This is a genomic window from Nocardioides albus (assembly GCF_014648255.1).
GTDB lineage: Bacteria > Actinomycetota > Actinomycetes > Propionibacteriales > Nocardioidaceae > Nocardioides > Nocardioides albus.
In genome coordinates this window covers 114395-132719 of record NZ_BMQT01000007.1, presented here as the reverse complement: position 1 = coordinate 132719, position 18325 = coordinate 114395, and the positions used below count along the sequence as shown (strand labels likewise).

Genomic DNA, 18325 nt, shown 5'->3' with positions numbered 1-18325 from the left:
AGCACTGCCCTACAGCACCGGTAGGTCGTAGTAGCGAGAGATCGCCGCGAAGTCCTCGACCGAGAGACTCGCCCCACCCACCAGCGCACCGTCGACGTCGGCCTCCTGCATCAGTGCGGCCACGTTGTTGGGCTTCACAGAGCCGCCGTAGAGGATGCGTACGCCGCCTGCGACCTCGGCTCCGTAGAGCTTCTCCAGCCGCTCGCGGATGCCGGCGCAGACCTCCTGGGCGTCCTGCGCCGTGGCAGTCTCGCCCGTGCCGATCGCCCAGACCGGCTCGTAGGCGATCACGACCTTGCCGACCTCGGCATCGGTGAGGCCGGCCAGCGAGGCCTCGGTCTGATCGGTGCAGTGGTCCACGTGGTTGCCGGCCTGGCGGACATCGAGGCCCTCGCCGACGCAGACGATCGGGACGATGTCGTGCTTGAGCGCGATCTTGGCCTTCTGCGCGACGACCTGGTCGGTCTCGCCGTAGTGCTCGCGACGCTCGGAGTGGCCCACGATCACGTAGGAGCAACCGAGCTTGGCCAGCATCGAGGCCGAGACCTCGCCGGTGTAGGCGCCCGACTCCTCGGTAGAGACGTTCTGCGCACCGTAGGTGATCCGCATCTTGTCGCCGTCGACCAGCGTCTGCACCGAACGGATGTCGGTGAACGGCGGGAAGACCGCCACCTCGACGGCAGCGAAGTCGTGACGCTTGTCGGAGAGCGTCCAGGCGAGCTTCTGGACCAGGACCACCGCTTCTTGGTGGTTCAGGTTCATCTTCCAGTTGCCAGCAATGAGCGGGGTACGCCCGTCGCTCTTGGGCTTCTTCGCGGCCATCAGCCGAGTCCTCCGACCACGTTGGCCTCCTCGAGCACGGCGACGCCCGGGAGGGTCTTGCCCTCCAGGTATTCGAGCGAGGCACCGCCGCCAGTCGAGATGTGCCCGAACTGGTCGTCGGTGAACCCGAGCTGGCGGATCGCGGCCGCCGAGTCACCACCGCCGACGACCGAGAGGCCGTCGATCGTGGTCAGCGCCTGGGCGACCGCGCGGGTGCCCTCGGCGAAGGCAGCCTGTTCGAAGACACCCATCGGGCCGTTCCAGAACACCGTCTTGGCGCCCTCGAGCGCGGCGGCGTAGGTCTGGGCCGACTCCGGGCCGATGTCGAGCCCGAGCGTCTCGGCCGGGATGGCATTGGCCGCGACCACGCGGGCAGAGGCCTCGTCGCCGAAGGAGTCGGCGACCACGACGTCGGTCGGCAGCAGGATCTCGACACCGATCTCCTCGGCTCGCTCGAGGTAGCCGAGCACGGTGAGGATCTGGTCCTCCTCGAGCAGCGACTCGCCGACCTCGAAGCCCTGGGCCTTGAGGAAGGTGAAGACCATGCCCCCGCCGATGAGCAGCTTGTCGGCCTTGCCGAGCAGGTTGTCGATCACGCCGAGCTTGTCGGAGACCTTCGAGCCTCCGAGAACGACCACATAAGGCCGCTCGGGGGTCTCGGTGAGCCGCTTGAGCACGTCGATCTCGGTGGCCACCAGGTCACCCTGCGCGCTCGGGAGCAGCTTGGCGACGTCGTAGACCGAGGCCTGCTTGCGGTGGACCACACCGAAGCCGTCCGAGACGAAGGCGTCGGCCAGGGCGGCGAGCTGGGTGGCGAAGGTCGCCCGCTCGATGTCTTCCTTGCTGGTCTCACCGGCGTTGAATCGTACGTTCTCCAGGAGGGCGACCTGGCCGTCGCCGAGGCCGCCGACGACCGCGCTGGCGGAGTCGCCGACGGTGTCGGTCGCGAAGGCGACCTCGGCCCCGAGCAGCTCACCGAGGCGGGTCGCCACGGGAGCCAGCGAGTAGGCCGGGTCCGGCTCCCCCTTCGGCCGACCGAGGTGGGCGACCACCACGACCCGGGCGCCGGCATCCGCCAGCGTCTTGATCGTGGGCACCGAGGCACGGATGCGACCGTCGTCGGTGATCGTCGTGCCTTCCAACGGGACGTTGAGGTCGGAGCGCACGAGAACTCGCTTGCCCGCGACACCCTGCTCGATGAGCTGCGTGAGATTCAGAGACATAACGGGCTAGACCCTAACCTGTGAGACAGGTCGCTGGGTCATAGGCTCGCGCCAACATATGCCACCAGGTCACCGAGCCGGTTGGAGTAGCCCCACTCGTTGTCGTACCAGGCCGCGACCTTGACCTGGTTGCCGATCACCTTGGTCAGCGGTGCGTCGAAGATCGAGGACGCCGGGTTGGTGACGATGTCGGAGGAGACGATCGGGTCGGTCGAGTAGACGAGGTATTTCCCGTCGGCGGCCTTCTCCATGATCTCGTTGATCTCCTCGACCGACGTCTCGCGCGAGGCCTCGAAGGAGAGGTCGACGATCGAGCCGGTCGGCACCGGCACCCGCAGCGCGTAGCCGTCGAGCTTGCCCTTCAGCTCCGGCAGCACCAGGCCGATCGCCTTGGCGGCACCGGTCGAGGTCGGCACCACGTTGAGCGCGGCGGCGCGGGCGCGACGCAGATCCTTGTGGATGTTGTCCTGGAGGTTCTGGTCGGCGGTGTAGGCGTGGACGGTCGTCATCAGGCCCTTGTTGATGCCGATGCCGTCGTTGAGCGCCTTGGCCAGCGGCGCCAGGCAGTTGGTCGTGCACGACGCGTTGGAGATGACCGTGTGGTTCTCGGGGTCGTAGTCCTTCTCGTTGACGCCCATCACGATGGTGGCGTCGTCGTTCTTCGCCGGAGCGGAGATGATCACCTTCTTCGCGCCGCCGGAGTCGACGTGGGCGCGGGCCTTGGTCGCGTCGGTGAAGAAGCCGGTGGACTCGATCACGACGTCGACGCCGAGGTCGGACCAGCGGAGGTTGGCCGGGTCACGCTCTGCGTACGCCTTGATCTCCTTGCCGTCGACGACGATCGCGTCCTCGGTGGCGGAGACGTCGGCATCGAGCGGACCGAGGATGGTGTCGTACTTCAGCAGCGTCGCGAGGGTCGCGTTGTCGCTCAGGTCGTTGACCCCGACGATCTCGATGTCGAGGTCGGAGGCGCGCACCGCGCGGAAGAAGTTGCGGCCGATCCGGCCGAAGCCGTTGATACCTACTCGAACTGTCACGTGGACTCCTGGTTCGCGTCGAAAGATTGTGTGCGGGATCACCCGCTGACGCCGACACTACCCAGCACCTCTGAACTGCGGGAGACTGGGTTGGATCGTTCCAATAGACGGACGAGTAGCAAATGGCCCGAGCCCCGCGATCTCTCGAGGGGCTCGGGCCGGATACGTGGTGTGAAACTGCTTCTAGGCGTCCTCGGCGAGCATCTCCGCGGTCAGCGACGCCTCGGTGTCGGGGATGCCGAGCTCCTCGGCCCGCTTGTCGGCCATCGCGAGGAGGCGGCGGATGCGGCCGGCGATGGCGTCCTTGGTCAGCACCGGGTCGTGGAGCTGACCGAGCTCCTCGAGCGAGGCCTGCTTGTGCTCCAGACGAAGCTTGCCGGCCTGGCGCAGGTGGTCGGGGATCTCCTCGCCGAGGATCTCCAGGGCGCGCTCGACCCGGGCCCCGGCAGCGACGGCCGCACGGGCCGACCGGCGCAGGTTGGCGTCGTCGAAGTTCGCCAGCCGGTTGGCGGTGGCGCGGACCTCGCGGCGCATCCGGCGCTCTTCCCAGGCCATCAGCGACTCGTGGGCACCCAGGCGGGTCAGCAGCTGGCCGATCGCGTCGCCGTCGCGGATGACGACACGGTCCACGCCGCGTACCTCCCTCGGCTTCGCCGAGATGCCGATCCGACGGGCGACGCCGACCAGGGCGAGAGCCGACTCCGAGCCCGGGCAGGTCACCTCCATCGAAGAGGAGCGGCCCGGCTCGGTGAGCGAGCCGTGGGCCAGGAAGGCACCGCGCCAGGCGGCCACGGCGTCGCAGGCCCCGCCCGAGACGACGGCAGGCGGAAGACCCCGCACCGGCCGGCCGCGCTGGTCGAGAAGGCCGGTCTGACGCGCCAGCGCCTCACCGTCCTTGACCACGCGCACGATGTAACGGCTGCCCTTACGAAGCCCGCTCGCCTGGATGAGAGCCACCTCTGCCTCGTGACCGAAGACGTCGGCGATATCTCGCTTCAGCCTTCGGGCAGCCAGACCGGTGTCGAGCTCAGCCTCGACCACGATCCTGCCGGCCACGATGTGGATCCCCCCAGCGAACCTCAACGTCGAGGCAACCTCTGCCTTTCGGCAGCATGTCTTGGTGATCTGAGTGGAGGCCAGCTCTGCCTTCACCTGTCCCGTCATCGCCATGTCGGAGAGTCTTTCATTGTTGTCAACGACCCTCGAATCGGTTCCACGTCGGAGCACTCCGTGTGGGGCCGGAGCGAGGCTTACACAGGGCGGGACACGGCTCGCCTCGCCTTATGACGCGTTCTCGGACATAGGAGGGTGGGTATGGGCTAGCGTCCGCGGCTGTGCCGACTCCACCAGAACAGCCTCCGTCGACGATCTCCGTCCTCGGACCGGCATTTCTTCTCTTCTTCTGCTGCAGCCCCAGTCCCTTCGGGACGTTGACATCAGGGGATTTCAGGAACGCGTCGTAGCCGCTCGTGCTTCTCGTCGTAGGGATCGAGCTCGCTCGTCTCGGTGCCATCGTCTGGCTGTTCGCCCGCCTGGTCCGGCAATCCGCACCCGCCCCGACCTGGTCGAATGCCATCGCCCTTCTCGTCCTCGGCCTTCTGCAGGGAACGAACGGCATGACGAGGCTCGTGGGCGGCGCCCCGCTGCTCGAAGAACGTCAGGGGACTCCTGATTGGGGCTACCGAGTCGACGGCGCCGCCTTCGTCGTCCTCGGCCTGGTCGCCGCCGGCCTCTTCATCCGTGAGGTCATACACCTTCGGGAGCGTCGGACGGACCCGGCCGACCCAGCCGGCACCGCCTCCTAGCCCGCCCCGATCACCCGCGCGTACGCAGCAGCCAGCCGCTCCGGGTCATGGCGAGGGGTCCCGTCGCCGACGGCGACGTCGGCGACCTCGACCTGCGCACCGCACTTCTCGGCCACCCGCGACAGCTCGTCGAGACCGTCGAGAGACGAGTCGACGAGGACGGTGTGGATCCGGAGATCCGGGGCGTGCTCGAGGAGGACCTCGAGGTGCTCGGCAGGGCCGAAGCCGGTGGTCTCCCCCGGCTGCTCGCCGAGGTTGAGCACGACGACGATCTTGGCGGTGGTCGCGACCAGGGCCTCGCGCAGCGCGCGGACCATCAGGTGCGGAAGGACGGAGGTGAACCAGGAGCCGGGCCCCAGGAACACCCACTCGGCGTCACAGATCGCCTTGACGGCGTCGGGCGCAGCCGGCGGGTTGTCCGGGACCAGCTGGATCGACTCGATCCGGCCATCGGTGGTGGCGACCTCGACCTGCCCGCTGATCTCCACCCTGGCCGCCGAGTCACCCGGGACGAGCCCGCTCACCTCGGCGACGATGTCCATCGGCACCAGCGCCATCGGCAGGACCCGGCCCTTGGCGCCCAGCAGGCGACCGACCCAGTCGAGGGCCTCGACGTGGTCGCCGAGCTGCTCCCACAGGCCGACGATCAGCAGGTTGCCGAGGTTGTGGCCGCGCATCTCGCCCTCGCCCGCGAAGCGGTGCTGCAGCACCTGCGCCCAAGTGTCGTCCCAGCGGTCCGCGCCGCACAGCGCGGCGAGCGCCATCCGCAGGTCACCCGGCGGGAGCACGCCGAACTCACGTCGGAGCCGGCCGCTGGAGCCACCGTTGTCGGCGACCGTGACGATCGCGGTGAGCTGGTCGACGGTCAGGTCATCGACGAGCAGCCGCAGCGCACTCAAGGACGCATGCAGTCCGTGCCCTCCCCCCAGGGCGACGACGGCCTGGGCATCTGCCCCGGGTCGGTCGGCCCCGGCCACGCTCACTCCCGCCCGAGGTCTCGGTGGATCGCCTTCGCATCCAGGCCGGCATCTCGCAGCCGCCTGGAGATCTCCTCCGCCATCGCCACGCTGCGGTGCTTACCGCCTGTGCACCCGATTGCCACGCGCATGAACCTCTTCCCTTCGTGGAGATAGCCCTTGGTCACTCCGACGAGCACCGGAACAAACCCGCTCAGGAACTCCTCCGCGCCAGGGCGGGTGTAGACGTACTCGGCGACGTCAGGGTTGTCGCGTCCGTTGCCGCCCTTCAGCTCCGGCACCCAGTGGGGGTTGGGCAGGAAGCGCATGTCGGCCATGAAGTCCGCATCGACCGGGATCCCGTACTTGAACCCGAAGCTCACCACGGACACCTTCAGGGTCGTCCGCTCCGGGGTGCCGAAGGCCTCCGCGATCCTGGCGGTGAGCTGGTGCACGTTGAGCTGGGTCGTGTCGATGACCAGATCGGCGGCGCCACGCAGACTGGCCAGCACCACCCGCTCACGCTCGAGCGCGTCCAGCAGCCGCTCGTTGCCCCGCTGCATCGGGTGGGGCCGGCGGGCGGCCTCCTGGCGGCGGACGAGCGTGTCGTCGGCGGCGTCGAGGAACACCAGCGTCGTACGCCGCCCGGTGGCCTTCTTCGCGAGGATCTCCTCGAGCTCGGCGAAGAAGGAGCCGGAGCGTACGTCGGTCACGACCGCCACCGGCTGCTCCGGCCCGCGGGCGGCATCGACCCGCTCGACCACCTGCGAGAGCAGGCTCGGCGGCAGGTTGTCGACGACGTAGTAGCCGAGATCCTCCAGCTCCTTGGCCGCAGTGCTTCGCCCAGCACCGGTCATGCCGGTGATGACGACGACCTCCCCCTTGTGCATGACCTACTCCTCGATGATCTCGCCGGTGGTGACGTTGATGGCGCTAACCTTGCCACCCTTCGATGACTGCTCCACAGCGGTCTTGATCGCGGTCGCGGTGCCGGGGCCGATGCCGGGCACCTGGGCGATCTCCTCGACCGTCGCCGCCCGGAGCTTCTTCAGCGAGCCGAAGTGCTTCATCAGCGTCTTGCGACGCACCTCGCCGAGGCCGGGTACGTCGTCGAGCAGGCTCTCCACCATCGACTTGCTGCGCCGACCGCGGTGATGGCCGATCGCGAACCGGTGCGCCTCGTCGCGGAGCCGCTGCAGCAGGTAGAGCCCCTCCGAGCTGCGCGGCAGGATGACCGGGTCCTCCTCGCCGGGGACCCAGACCTCCTCGAGACGCTTGGCCAGACCGACGACCGGGATGTCGTTGATGCCCAGCTCGGTCAGGGCGCGCTGCGCGGCGGCCACCTGGGGCGCGCCGCCGTCGACGACGACCAGCCCAGGGGCATAGGCGAACTTGCGTGGCCTACCGGTCTCGGGGTCGACCAGCATCGGCCCGCTGGCCCCCTCGACCTGCGTCGACACGATCGACGTCGACTGCTCGTCCAGGAGCCGCTTGAACCGCCTGGTGATCACCTCGTGCATCGCCTTGACGTCGTCGGAGCCGTCCTGGCCCTTGATGATGAACCGGCGATACTCGGACTTGCGGGCCAGCCCGTCCTCGAACACCACCATGCTGGCCACGATCTCGGTGCCCTGCAGGTGGGAGATGTCGTAGCACTCGATCCGCAGCGGCACCTCGTCGAGCTCGAGCGCCTCCTGGATCTCCTCCAGCGCCCGGTTGCGGGTGGTCAGGTCGCTGGCGCGCTTGGTCTTGTGGAGCGCGAGGGCCTGTTTGGCGTTGTTGGCGACGGTCTCCTGGAGCGTCTTCTTGTCGCCACGCTGCGGGACCCGGATCCTGACCTTCGCCTTCCGTACGTCCGAGAGGAGCTCCTCGAAGGTCACGTGGTCGGGCGGCAGCGCCGGGACCAGGATCTCGCGCGGGATCGCCTCAGCGTCCTCGCCGGCGTAGAGCTGGAGCAGGAAGTGCTCGACCAGGCCGGCGGTGTCGGCGTCGTCCATCCGGTCCGCGACCCAGCCACGCTGGCCCTTGATGCGGCCACCGCGTACGTAGAAGATCTGCACGCCGACCTCGAGCGGGTCCTCAGCCAGGGCGATGACGTCGGCGTCGGCACCGTCACCGAGCACAACTGCCTGCTTCTCCAGGGCACGCTGCATCGCCGCCAGGTCGTCGCGCAGCCGCGCGGCCTTCTCGAAGTCGAGAGCCTCGGAGGCGGCGTACATCTCCTTCTCGATCCGCTTCGTGAAGGTCGTGGTGTGGCCCGCCATGAAGTCGCAGAAGTCGTCGACGATGTCGCGGTGCTCCTCGGGCGAGATGTTGCCGACGCACGGGGCGGTGCACTTGTCGATGTAGCCGAGCAGACAGGGTCGGCCGATCTGCTGGGAGCGCTTGAAGACGCCGTTGCTGCACGAGCGCATCGGGAAGACCCGCAGCAGGATGTCGACGGTCTCCCGGATCGCCCAGGCATGGCCATAGGGACCGAAGTAGCGGGTGCCCTTGCGCTTGGCGCCGCGACCGACCATGACCCGCGGGAACTCCTCGCCGACGGTGACCGCGAGCCACGGGTAGGACTTGTCGTCGCGGTACTTGACGTTGAACCGCGGATCGAACTCCTTGATCCAGGTGTATTCGAGCTGGAGCGCCTCGATGTCGTTGTTGACCGTCGTCCACTCGACACTGGCCGCGGTGGTCACCATCGTCGCGGTGCGGGGGTGGAGGCTCGGGATGGGCTGAAAGTAGTTCGCGAGCCGTTGACGCAGGTTGATCGCCTTGCCGACGTAGATCACCCGCCCCTTGGGATCGCGGAACCGGTAGACCCCGGGCTGGGTGGGGATGCTCCCAGCTTTCGGGCGATAGCTCTGCGGATCGGGCACGTCCGCCAGCCTATCGGCGAGGACCGACAGGTCGGCGGTACGCAGGTCTGCGCGGAACTGCTGACCGGCACCCGGCTGATCCTCGAGGCTCCGGAGAGCTCGCCGGTCCCTGAGTCTGGGGAAATCGAGCCCGCGTACCGTGGATTTCAAAGTCTAGTGGTCTAGTATGATTATGTGCCTTGTCGTGATCGCTATGGATATGCGCTGACCACCAGCGACGAAGCCGCCCGGAGCTACCGCCAGGGGCTCCTCGACGTGCTTCGTCTGCGAGACGGCGCCTTGTCCTCGTTCGCGGCCGCGATCGTCCTCGACCCCACCTTCGCGCTCGGACACGCCGCGCTGGCGCTGCTCGGCCACGAGATGTGCGCTCCCGTCGATATCGCCGCACGACTGCGACAAGCCCGGTTGCACGCCCGACGGGCGACGGAGCGGGAGCGGAGCCACGTCCACGCGGTCGAAGCCCACATCGGCGGCGATCCTCGACCGCTGATCGACCATCTGGCGGCATTTCCTCGCGACGCACTGCTGCTCTCGGTCGCAGTGCCGACCATCGCCTTCGCCGGCGCCACCGAGGTGCCCGAGGAGTCGTGGGCGATCGTGGAACGTGCCGCGCCTGCCTACGGCGACGACTGGTGGTTTGCCGGACTGCTCGCGTTCGTACGCCAGGAGCAGCGCCGCTTCGACGACGCGATGTCGCTCTCCTGCGCCTCGCTGGCGGTGGAGCCCGGGGCCGGCCACTCCGCCCACGCCCGCGCACATGCTCACTACGAGACCGGCGACCACGAGGCCGGCCTCGCCTGGATGTCGTCCTGGGTTCTCGGCGACGGCGCCCAGATCGACTCGCTCTCCCACTTCGTGTGGCACGCCGCGCTGCACGAGCTCTCACTGGGCGACCTGGACGCCGTACGCCGCCGCTACCTGAGCCAGCTCCAGCCCGGACGCGCGCTGGGCTGCCGGGCTCTGGTCGACTCCGGCTCGTTGCTGTTCCGCTGGGCGCTCACGCCGGGAGCCCACGACGTTCCCGACATCGCCGAGGTCGTGCGCGTCACCGGCCGCGAGACGATGACCCGCCCCGCCACCCCGTTCCTGGCCATGCACACCGCGGTGACCCACCTCGCCGGCGGCGACGCCGGTGCGCTCGACGAGCTGCGGTCATGGACGGCCGGGCACACGCACCCGACCATGGCCACCGTCGTCTCTCCGCTCGCCGAGGCTCTCGGGCTGATGGCGCGCGACGAGAACTCCGCCGCCGCCGACCGTCTCGCCGTGCTCGCCCCGTCGATCCGCCGCCTCGGCGGGTCCGACGCACAGCGCGAGATCATCGAGGAGGCGCGCATCGCCGCGCTGCTCCGCGCCGATCGCTGGGACGAGGCCCGGGTGCTGCTCGATGCCCGCCTCGATCGCCGCCGCTCCCCGCGCGACGAGCTGTGGCGGGCCCAGGCTCTCGCGCGCACCTGACCCGCTCCCCGCCGCCGCCATACGTGCGGACTCGGCGGGGAGGGTCAGCTGGGGACGATCTCGCCGTCGGCCACCTCGAAGGCGACCTCGTCCAGCGGGTCCTCGGCGGGGCCCTGCGTCGCCGAGCCGTCCTCGATCGAGAAACGACTGCCGTGGCAGGGACAGTCGATGGTGCCGTCGGTGACCTTGGTGACCGCACAACCCTGGTGAGGGCAGACCGCGGAGAAGACCTTGAAGGTGCCCTCGGTCGGCTGAGTGGCCACGAGCTTGCGGTCGGCGATGATCACTCCCCCTCCGACCGGGACCTCGCTGGTCGCGACCAGCGGGCCGCCTCCGCCCGAGCCGCTGTCGCCTGAGGACCCACCGTCGGTGCCGGTGTCGCTGTCGTCGCTGCCGCAGGCGGCCAGAAGCGGCACACCGACTGCGCTCACCGCGGTGCCGGTGACGACCTTTCGCCGGGTGATTCGAGATTCACTCATGCATTCCAGGATAGGCGCGCCGACGAGCGGGATCGCTCGCCGAGCGCGAACCCTCAGGCAAATCTCGGTCTCGGATCAGGACGCGTCGACCTTCTTGCGCGCCGCCGGCCTCTTCTTGGCCGCCGACTTCTTGGCCGCGGTCTTGGCGGCCGGGGCGGCCTTCGCCTTCACCGGCTCGGCCGGGGGCTGTTCCGCGGCCTTGCCGTCGAGGAGCGGCGCGAGGAAGCCGCCGGTGTGGCTGCCGGGTGTCGCGGCAACGGTCTCCGGCGTGCCCTCAGCGATCACGCTGCCACCGCGGTTGCCGCCTTCCGGACCCATGTCGATGATCCAGTCAGCGGTCTTGATGACGTCGAGGTTGTGCTCGATCACCAGCACGGTGTTGCCCTTGTCGACCAGCGAGGAGAGCACCCCGATGAGCTTGCGGATGTCCTCGAAGTGAAGGCCCGTGGTGGGCTCGTCGAGGACGTAGAGCGTCTTGCCGGTCGAGCGCTTCTGCAGCTCGGCGGAGAGCTTGACCCGCTGCGCCTCGCCGCCCGACAGGGTGGTCGCGGGCTGACCGAGACGCACATAGCCCAGGCCGACCTCGACCAGGGTCTTCATGTGGCGCGCGATCGCGGGCACGGCGGCGAAGAACTCGACCGCCTCCTCGATCGGCATGTCGAGCACCTCGGCGATCGACTTGCCCTTGTAGTGCACCTCGAGCGTCTCACGGTTGTAGCGCGCGCCGTGGCAGACCTCGCACGGGACGTACACGTCCGGCAGGAAGTTCATCTCGATCTTGATCGTGCCGTCACCCGAGCAGGCCTCGCAGCGGCCGCCCTTGACGTTGAACGAGAATCGGCCCTGCAGATAGCCGCGCATCTTGGCCTCCGGGGTGGAGGCGAAGAGCTTGCGGATGTGGTCGAAGACGCCGGTGTAGGTGGCCGGGTTGGACCGCGGCGTACGTCCGATCGGGGACTGGTCGACGTGGATCACCTTGTCGACGTTGTCCAGGCCGGAGATCTTGGTGTGGCGGCCCGGGACGGTGCGGGCGCGGTAGAACTCCTTGGCCAGGGCGGTGTAGAGGATGTCGTTGACCAGCGTCGACTTGCCGGAGCCGGAGACGCCGGTGACCGCGAGGAAGAGCCCCAGCGGAAAGGTGACGTCGATGTCCTTGAGGTTGTTCTCCTTGGCGCCGTGGACGGTCAGCTCGCGCCCGGCGGTGCGCGGGCGGCGTACGGCCGGGACGGCGATCTCGCGACGACCCGCCAGATACTGACCGGTCACCGACTGCTCGTTGGCGAGCAGGTCCTCGACCGTGCCGGAGTGGATCACCTGGCCGCCGTGCTCGCCCGCGCCGGGGCCGATGTCGACCACCCAGTCGGCGACCTTGATGGTGTCCTCGTCGTGCTCCACGACGATCAGGGTGTTGCCGAGCCGCTTGAGCCGCTCGAGAGTCTCGATCAGCCGGTGGTTGTCGCGCTGGTGGAGGCCGATGGACGGCTCGTCCAGCACGTAGAGGACACCGACCAGACCGGAGCCGATCTGGGTCGCCAGCCGGATCCGCTGGGCCTCACCGCCGGAGAGCGATCCAGAGGGCCGTTCCAGGGAGAGGTAGTCGAGGCCGACGTCGAGGAGGAAGCGCAGCCGCGCCTGGATCTCCTTGAGGACCTGCTCGGCGATCTGCCGCTCGCGGCCGCTCAGCTCGACCTGGTCGAGCCACTCCGCGGCCTCGTTGATCGGCATCGCGCACAGCTCGGCGATGTTGAGTCCGCCCTCACTCCGCTCGCCCAGGGTCACCGAGGTCGAGACGGGCTTGAGCCGGGTGCCCTTGCAGGTCGGGCAGGGCACCTGCCGCATGTAGCCCTCGAAGCGCTCGCGGGTGGTGTCGGACTCCGCCTCCTTGTGGCGGCGCTCGACCCAGCGGCGTACGCCCTCGAACTCGGCGTCGTAGGAACGGCGGCGGCCGTAGCGGTTGACCGAGACCACGTGCACCTTGTGTCCGTGACCGTCGAGGATCGCCTTCTGGCCCGCAGCCGGGATGTCGTCCCACGGGGTGTCCAGGTCGAAGCCGAGCTCACCTCCGAGCGCCTCCAGCAGTCGAAGGAAGTAATCGGCGACGTGGGCCTGGGACCAGGGCTGCAGGGCACCCTCGGCCAGCGTGGCTGCGGGGTTGGGGACGACCAGCTCCGGGTCGACCTCCATCCGGGTGCCGAGGCCCGTGCAGGCCGGGCAGGCCCCGAAGGGCGAGTTGAACGAGAACGAGCGCGGCTCGAGCTCGTCGGTGTCGAGCAGGTGGTCGTTGGGGCACGACATCCGCTCGGAGAACTTCATCTGCTCCCCTGTGTCGACGAAGTCGAAGACGACCAGGCCGCCGGCCAGCTCCAGAGCGGTCTCGACCGAGTCGGTCAGCCGCCGCTTGGAGGACTCCTTGACCGCGAGCCGGTCGATGACCACCTCGATGGTGTGCTTCTTCTGCTTCTCCAGCTTGGGCGGCGCGTCGAGCTGATGGATCTCACCGTCCACCCGCACCCGGGAGTAGCCCTGCTGCTGCAGCTGGCTGAACAGCTCGACGTACTCCCCCTTGCGGGCCCGGATCACCGGGCTCAGCACCTGGAAGCGGCGCCCCTCTTCCAGGGTGAGCACGTGGTCCACGATCTGCTGCGGCGTCTGCCGCTCGATCGGCGCGCCGCAGGTCGGGCAGTGGGGACGGCCGGCGCGGGCGTAGAGCAGGCGCAGGTAGTCGTAGACCTCGGTGATGGTGCCGACCGTCGAGCGCGGGTTCTTCGAGGTCGACTTCTGGTCGATCGACACCGCCGGGGAGAGCCCCTCGATGAAGTCGACGTCGGGCTTGTCCATCTGGCCGAGGAACTGTCGAGCGTACGCAGACAGCGACTCGACATAGCGACGCTGCCCCTCCGCGAAGATGGTGTCGAACGCGAGGCTCGACTTCCCGCTCCCGGACAGGCCGGTGAACACGATCATCGAGTCCCTGGGCAGGTCAAGGGAGACGTCCTTGAGGTTGTGCTCCCGGGCTCCCCGGATGATCAGCTGCTGCTCCGCCACGTTCTTTCCTCGTTCAGTGCTATCGCATCGCGCTACTGCGTCGAACAGATGTTCGCATCATACGACGCCAAGAAGACTCCGGATTGAACCCTCTCACGGAGCACCGACAATTTTGCCTGCGCCGGCACCAGACGTGCTTGCATGGGGGCATGAGCGATGTCCCTTCCACTTATACAGGCGCCGTGAAACCGGGCGGCCCGGCCGACGTGCGCGAGCTCGGCGGGCTGACCGTCACGAAGGTGGCCGTCGACACGCAGATGTCGAACAACTGCTACCTGCTGCGCTGCCGCTCCACCGGTGATCAGCTCCTGATCGATGCCGCGGCCGAGCCCGAGACACTCCTCCCCCTCATCGGGGAAGCCTTGGCCACCGTCGTCACCACCCACCAGCACTGGGACCACCATCGCGCGCTGGCCGACATCGTCGAGACCACCGGCGCCGCCGCCCTCGCCGGCGAGCCCGATGCGGCCGCGATCACGGACGCCACCGGCGTACCCATCTCTCGCACGCTCGCCCACGGCGACACCATCACCGTCGGCGACTGCACGCTCGAGGTCATCGCGCTGCGCGGCCACACGCCGGGATCGGTCGCACTCCTCTACCGCGACGCCGAGGGCACGCCTCACCTATGGACGGGTGACAGCCTCTTCCCCGGGGGTGTCGGGAACACGCAGCAGGATCCCGTACGTTTCGCGCAACTGCTCGACGATGTCGAGCAGCGGGTCTTCGCCACCCTGCCCGACGGCACCTGGTTCTACCCGGGACACGGCGACGACTCGACGCTCGGTGCTGAGCGACCGCATCTGGCCGAGTGGCGCGAGCGCGGATGGTGACCCAGGGCGCTAGCCACCGCTCCGGGCGAGCGACTGTGACTGCGGCTCCTCGCTAGCCGTAGGTGTCTCCGCCGGCGTCGGCTCCGCGGTCGGCTCGACGGGATCGGTCGGCTGGGCGCTCGGCTCCGGCTCTGAGGTATGCGTGGGCCCCACCGTCGGCGTGGAGCCGGCGGTCTCACCGGGCACGACCGGCTCACGCGGAACCCTCGGACGCGCCGGGTTCTCCACCGGGGTCGGGCTGGGCTCCGCCGGCGCGTACGTCGCACCGTCGCGGTCCTTCGTCCCGCCGCCCGGGCGGGTGGACGTGCCCGCTGACGGCCTATCGGACAGCCTCGAAGCAGGTAGAGGAGGAAGCGGGTCCACGTCGGGATAGGAGTCCTCGACGTCCTCGTACCCGTTCGCGGGGTCACGATCGGGGCGCTCGGCCTCCGCCAGACCGGCGACGAGGACGACCGCCCCGAGCCCGGTCATGACCGCGCCGGCCAGGATGCCTACGACGGCGACCTGCTTGCTCTGCAACTCGACTCCCTGTACCCGCCCCGCGCGTGGTGTGGCGCACAGCGTAGGACAGCGATGTCTCGAGCGTTACCCTCCCCGGGGCATCGTTCCCGACCTCCCGGAACCGGATATCAGTTGCTGGGCGTGTCGGAGGGGCTCGGCTCACCGGTCTCCGACTCGCTCGGCGACTCGGTGGGCTGGCTGGGCGACTCGCTCGGCTCGCTGGGCGACTGGCTGGGCTCGCTCGGTGACTGGCTCGGCTCGCTGGGCGACTCGCCCGGGTCGCTCGGCGACTCGATGGGTCCGCCCGGCTTGCCCGTCGGCCTGGGCTCCGACGGAATCTGGGTGGGTCGTGCCGGAACCGGGGACATCGAGTCCGGAGCGGATTCCTCGACCGCGCGCGGGCTCGCCGGGGCGGACCCTGCCGCCTCAGGAGTGCCTGGCGCCGAACTCCCGGGCGCGCTGGTGTACGGCTCGGTCTGCGACGGCGTCGAAGACGACTTCTCCAGCGGCGAGACCGGCGAGATCAAGCTGACTCCGGACTCATCCGTGGCGTAACTGTGTCCGGGCTCCTCTGCTCCAGCATTACCGACGATCAACCCACCGATCCCGATGCTCGTCATGGCCAGCCCTGTTGCCATTCCGGCCAAGGCGATCTGCTTGCGGTGCGACACGATTCCCCCGTGATACCAACGACTCGACAAGTTCTCTGGTCGTGCACAGTAGACCCACAAAGATCGAAACTGTGCGACCACTATCGGAGTGTCGAGCCTCGCTGGCAAGTCCTCGGCATCTATCGTTCGACCGATATAACTCCTGGTAGGAGGTCTGTTCGCCCGGCGCGAACGGCCCACTCGGCCCACCGCCGCAGCGCTACTGTGAGGACATGGGCGAATTGATCAGGTTTCCCGGCCATCCGTTGCCGGACGAGGACAAGCCGGCGCCGCTGTGGCGTGAGGCCGCAGGTCAGGTGATCCGCGAGGAGCGATCCCGTCAGGAGCGTACGCTCGCCGACGTCGCCGGCGATGCCGGCGTCTCGACGCAATACCTCTCCGAGATCGAGCGCGGCCGGAAGGAGCCCAGCTCCGAGATGCTCGAGGCCGTCGGTGGCGCCCTGGGGCTTGGTCTCGTCGACCTCACCGAGCGGGTCACCCGCACGCTGCGCACGGGCGCCCGCCCGTCCGGCCCGCTGGCTCTCGCGGCCTGAGGGCGGGTCGGCTCAGACCGAAGCGAGCTTGCGGCTCTCCAGCACCGCGTCCGCCAGTCCGTACGCCACGGCCTCCTCGGCCCCGAGGACGAGATCGCGCTCGGTGTCAGCGTGGACCTGCTCCTGGCCACGACCGGTGTGGCGCGCCAGCAGCGTGTCCATCTCGGCCCGCACCCGGCTGATCTCCTTCGCCGCGACCTGTAGATCGGTCACATCGCCCCGCTGACCACCCTGACCCGGCTGCTGGAGCACCACCCGAGCGTGCGGAAGGACCGTACGCCGCCCCGGCTCCCCCGCGGACAGCAGGACCGCCGCCGAGCCCGCCGCCTGGCCCACGCACGTCGTCGCGACCGAGGCCCGGATGAACTGCATCGTGTCGTAGATGCCGAACATCGCGGTCGGGTCCCCGCCGGGCGAGCTCAGATAGAGGTTGATCTCGGCGTCCGGAGACTCGGACTCCAGGTGCAGCAGCTGCGCGATGACGACGTTGGCGACCCCGTCGTCGATGGGCGTGCCGATGTAGATGATCCGGTCTGAGAGCAGCCGGCTGTAGATGTCGACCGCCCGCTCGCCGTTGCGGGTCTTCTCGACGACCGACGGGATCGTGTACGAGCTCATCGAGCACCCCCGTTGGCGGTGAGGCCGAAGGCGACGCTGCGCTGCTGCACCGGCGTCACCGACTGCACGTCGTTGAGCACCTCGTCCACGAACCCGTACTCGCGCGCCTCCTCCGCGGTGAACCAGCGGTCGCGCAGGGAGTCGTGGTCGATCTGCTCGACCGTCTGCCCGGTGTGAGAGGCGGTGATCCGGAGCATCTGCTCGGTCATCCGTGCCAGCCGTGCGGCCTGCACCTCGATGTCGGCCGCGGACCCACCGATCCCGGCAGACCCCTTGTGGAGCAGCACCTCGGTGTGCGGGAGCACATATCGCTTCCCCGGCGTCCCAGCGGTGAGCAGGAACTGCCCCATGCTCGCCGCCATCCCCATCCCGAGCGTGGAGACGTCGTTGGGGATCAAGTGCATCACGTCGTAGATCGCCATCCCGGCTGTCACCGAGCCGCCGGGCGAGTTGATGTAGAGGGAGATGTCGCGGTGCGGGTCCTCGGCGCTGAGCAGGAGCAGCTGCGCGCAGATCCGGTTGGCGATCGCGTCGTCCACCTCTTGGCCGAGCACGATGATCCGTTGGTTCTGGAGCCTTGCCGTCAGCTGCTCGTCGAGCGGCCCGGCGCTGATGGGTGTCTGGGTCATGCTGTCGAGCCTGCTCCAGGCGTACGCGGCATTCCAGCGAATCCGCCGTGGGCAGATCTGCTCTCAGCGGAACGCCGACAGACGTTCGCCATCACGAGCTCCTCAGGACTGCCACAATTCGGCGGTGGACTGGATCTTTCTGCTGATGCTCGCGCTGCTCGTGGTTCTGTCCTTGGCGGGAGCGATCAGGCTCGCCCGTCTGCAGGCGCTGAGGCGCCGACACCGGCGCACCGCACAGCCGAGTGCGGCCTATCGACTCTTCGCCGCCGACCACGGCTGGTCGTACTCCAGCGAGGACAACGTGTGGACGACGCAGTTCCAGCTGCTGCCGGACGCTTCGCCCAGCGCCATCCACGTGGTGCGGGGCGTCCATGCGGGCCTTCGGTTCGTGTCGTACGAGCACGTGTACACGACCTCGGAATCCGTCGATCTCGGGCCTGGGCCGAGCCTCACGGTCCGGCTGCCGCAGAGCAAGCACGTGATCGCGTTCGACCTCGAGCACCTCCACCCATGGCTGGTTCTCACCCCACGCCCGACCCAACGCCGGCAACGACAGCCGGCGCCCGTCGGCGGGATGGACGCCTTCGAGCGCAGCTACGAGATCGAGACCACCCGGCGCAGCTTCACCGAGCGCCTGCTCAGTCCCGAGGTGCGCGCTCTCCTCCTGGCCCATCCCGGGCCGCGCTATCAGCTCGACGGACCATGGCTCGTCATGGTCTGGGACGGCCGGGCCGCGATGGAGCAGGTCCCGGAGCGGATCGACTCGCTTGTGGCATTCCTCCAGGCGATTCCCACCGGAGTCATCCACGGAGGCTGATCGGTAGCGTCGCCGATTCCGGTGCCGA

The 18325-nt window shown here is 68.8% G+C and carries 18 protein-coding genes; 6 read left to right on the top strand and 12 right to left on the bottom strand.

Going from position 1 to position 18325, the window contains the following annotated elements; all coding sequences use genetic code 11:
• Positions 1-9 precede the first annotated feature (9 nt).
• The 4 genes from tpiA to whiA form a co-directional block, all read right to left on the bottom strand.
• Complete coding sequence (gene tpiA / locus IEY84_RS15955; protein WP_183545522.1) at positions 10-822, bottom strand: triose-phosphate isomerase; 813 nt, start codon at positions 820-822, stop codon at positions 10-12.
• Complete coding sequence (locus IEY84_RS15950) at positions 822-2045, bottom strand: phosphoglycerate kinase (RefSeq protein WP_183545523.1); 1224 nt, start codon at positions 2043-2045, stop codon at positions 822-824. The genes tpiA and IEY84_RS15950 overlap by 1 nt, the downstream gene beginning before the upstream one ends.
• Positions 2046-2083: 38 nt before the next feature.
• Positions 2084-3082 carry a type I glyceraldehyde-3-phosphate dehydrogenase gene (gene gap, locus IEY84_RS15945; RefSeq protein ID WP_183545524.1) on the bottom strand — a complete coding sequence of 333 codons (999 nt, stop codon included), beginning with the start codon at positions 3080-3082 and terminating at the stop codon, positions 2084-2086.
• Between the two features lie 183 nt (positions 3083-3265).
• Positions 3266-4252 (bottom strand): DNA-binding protein WhiA, encoded by a 987-nt coding sequence (whiA, locus tag IEY84_RS15940; protein ID WP_183545525.1) that lies wholly within the window; start codon positions 4250-4252, stop codon positions 3266-3268.
• Positions 4253-4551: 299 nt separating this feature from the next.
• Between whiA and IEY84_RS15935 the strand changes: the two genes are divergently transcribed.
• Positions 4552-4887, top strand: a complete 336-nt coding sequence (locus tag IEY84_RS15935) for a hypothetical protein (RefSeq protein WP_183545526.1) — start codon at positions 4552-4554, stop codon at positions 4885-4887.
• Here IEY84_RS15935 and IEY84_RS15930 read toward each other — a convergent pair.
• Genes IEY84_RS15930 through uvrC form a run of 3 tightly spaced genes read right to left on the bottom strand, consistent with a single transcriptional unit; the run spans position 4884 to position 8713 of the window.
• The gene (locus IEY84_RS15930; RefSeq protein ID WP_183545527.1) at positions 4884-5864 is read right to left on the bottom strand and encodes a gluconeogenesis factor YvcK family protein; all 981 of its coding nucleotides are present in this window, start codon (positions 5862-5864) and stop codon (positions 4884-4886) included. The two genes, IEY84_RS15935 and IEY84_RS15930, sit on opposite strands and share 4 nt — an antisense overlap.
• 2 nt (positions 5865-5866) lie before the next feature.
• On the bottom strand, positions 5867-6733 hold the full coding sequence (rapZ, locus tag IEY84_RS15925) for an RNase adapter RapZ (protein WP_183545528.1): 867 nt from the start codon (positions 6731-6733) through the stop codon (positions 5867-5869).
• Between the two features lie 3 nt (positions 6734-6736).
• Positions 6737-8713, bottom strand: coding sequence for an excinuclease ABC subunit UvrC (gene uvrC / locus IEY84_RS15920; RefSeq protein ID WP_183545529.1), 1977 nt, complete (start codon positions 8711-8713; stop codon positions 6737-6739).
• A gap of 174 nt (positions 8714-8887) precedes the next feature.
• Between uvrC and IEY84_RS15915 the strand changes: the two genes are divergently transcribed.
• The gene (locus IEY84_RS15915) at positions 8888-10171 is read left to right on the top strand and encodes a tetratricopeptide repeat protein (RefSeq protein WP_183545530.1); all 1284 of its coding nucleotides are present in this window, start codon (positions 8888-8890) and stop codon (positions 10169-10171) included.
• 44 nt (positions 10172-10215) lie between these two features.
• Here IEY84_RS15915 and IEY84_RS15910 read toward each other — a convergent pair whose 3' ends face one another.
• Positions 10216-10650 (bottom strand): Rieske (2Fe-2S) protein, encoded by a 435-nt coding sequence (locus IEY84_RS15910; protein WP_183545531.1) that lies wholly within the window; start codon positions 10648-10650, stop codon positions 10216-10218.
• A gap of 75 nt (positions 10651-10725) precedes the next feature.
• A complete protein-coding gene (gene uvrA / locus IEY84_RS15905) occupies positions 10726-13695 on the bottom strand; it encodes an excinuclease ABC subunit UvrA (RefSeq protein WP_183545532.1) in 2970 nt (989 codons plus the stop codon).
• Positions 13696-13844: 149 nt separating this feature from the next.
• Between uvrA and IEY84_RS15900 the strand changes: the two genes are divergently transcribed.
• Positions 13845-14528: an MBL fold metallo-hydrolase gene (locus tag IEY84_RS15900; protein WP_183545533.1), complete on the top strand. Its 684-nt coding sequence runs from the start codon at positions 13845-13847 to the stop codon at positions 14526-14528.
• Between the two features lie 9 nt (positions 14529-14537).
• Here the strand turns inward: IEY84_RS15900 and IEY84_RS15895 are convergent, their stop codons facing one another.
• Complete coding sequence (locus IEY84_RS15895) at positions 14538-15047, bottom strand: hypothetical protein (protein ID WP_183545534.1); 510 nt, start codon at positions 15045-15047, stop codon at positions 14538-14540.
• A 123-nt stretch (positions 15048-15170) separates the two neighbouring features.
• On the opposite strand from IEY84_RS15895, the gene IEY84_RS15890 reads away from it, so the two are divergent.
• The gene (locus tag IEY84_RS15890; protein ID WP_183545535.1) at positions 15171-15584 is read left to right on the top strand and encodes a hypothetical protein; all 414 of its coding nucleotides are present in this window, start codon (positions 15171-15173) and stop codon (positions 15582-15584) included.
• A gap of 328 nt (positions 15585-15912) precedes the next feature.
• Positions 15913-16233, top strand: a complete 321-nt coding sequence (locus IEY84_RS15885) for a helix-turn-helix domain-containing protein (RefSeq protein WP_183545536.1) — start codon at positions 15913-15915, stop codon at positions 16231-16233.
• Positions 16234-16245: 12 nt separating this feature from the next.
• Here IEY84_RS15885 and IEY84_RS15880 read toward each other — a convergent pair whose 3' ends face one another.
• Positions 16246-16851, bottom strand: a complete 606-nt coding sequence (locus IEY84_RS15880; protein WP_183545537.1) for a ClpP family protease — start codon at positions 16849-16851, stop codon at positions 16246-16248.
• On the bottom strand, positions 16848-17480 hold the full coding sequence (locus IEY84_RS15875; protein WP_183545538.1) for a ClpP family protease: 633 nt from the start codon (positions 17478-17480) through the stop codon (positions 16848-16850). The genes IEY84_RS15880 and IEY84_RS15875 overlap by 4 nt, the downstream gene beginning before the upstream one ends.
• A gap of 124 nt (positions 17481-17604) precedes the next feature.
• On the opposite strand from IEY84_RS15875, the gene IEY84_RS15870 reads away from it, so the two are divergent.
• Positions 17605-18297 (top strand): hypothetical protein, encoded by a 693-nt coding sequence (locus IEY84_RS15870; protein WP_183545539.1) that lies wholly within the window; start codon positions 17605-17607, stop codon positions 18295-18297.
• Positions 18298-18325: the final 28 nt, after the last annotated feature.

What these genes read in the sequence shown, in the direction of transcription:
- tpiA (WP_183545522.1), bottom strand. Translation starts at nt 822, where the DNA reads ATGGCCGCGAAGAAGCCCAAGAGCGACGGGCGTACCCCGCTCATTGCT.
- IEY84_RS15950 (WP_183545523.1), bottom strand. Translation starts at nt 2,045, where the DNA reads ATGTCTCTGAATCTCACGCAGCTCATCGAGCAGGGTGTCGCGGGCAAG.
- whiA (WP_183545525.1), bottom strand. Translation starts at nt 4,252, where the DNA reads ATGGCGATGACGGGACAGGTGAAGGCAGAGCTGGCCTCCACTCAGATC.
- rapZ (WP_183545528.1), bottom strand. Translation starts at nt 6,733, where the DNA reads ATGCACAAGGGGGAGGTCGTCGTCATCACCGGCATGACCGGTGCTGGG.
- IEY84_RS15910 (WP_183545531.1), bottom strand. Translation starts at nt 10,650, where the DNA reads ATGAGTGAATCTCGAATCACCCGGCGAAAGGTCGTCACCGGCACCGCG.
- IEY84_RS15900 (WP_183545533.1), top strand. Translation starts at nt 13,845, where the DNA reads ATGAGCGATGTCCCTTCCACTTATACAGGCGCCGTGAAACCGGGCGGC.
- IEY84_RS15885 (WP_183545536.1), top strand. Translation starts at nt 15,913, where the DNA reads ATGGGCGAATTGATCAGGTTTCCCGGCCATCCGTTGCCGGACGAGGAC.
- IEY84_RS15880 (WP_183545537.1), bottom strand. Translation starts at nt 16,851, where the DNA reads ATGAGCTCGTACACGATCCCGTCGGTCGTCGAGAAGACCCGCAACGGC.
- IEY84_RS15875 (WP_183545538.1), bottom strand. Translation starts at nt 17,480, where the DNA reads ATGACCCAGACACCCATCAGCGCCGGGCCGCTCGACGAGCAGCTGACG.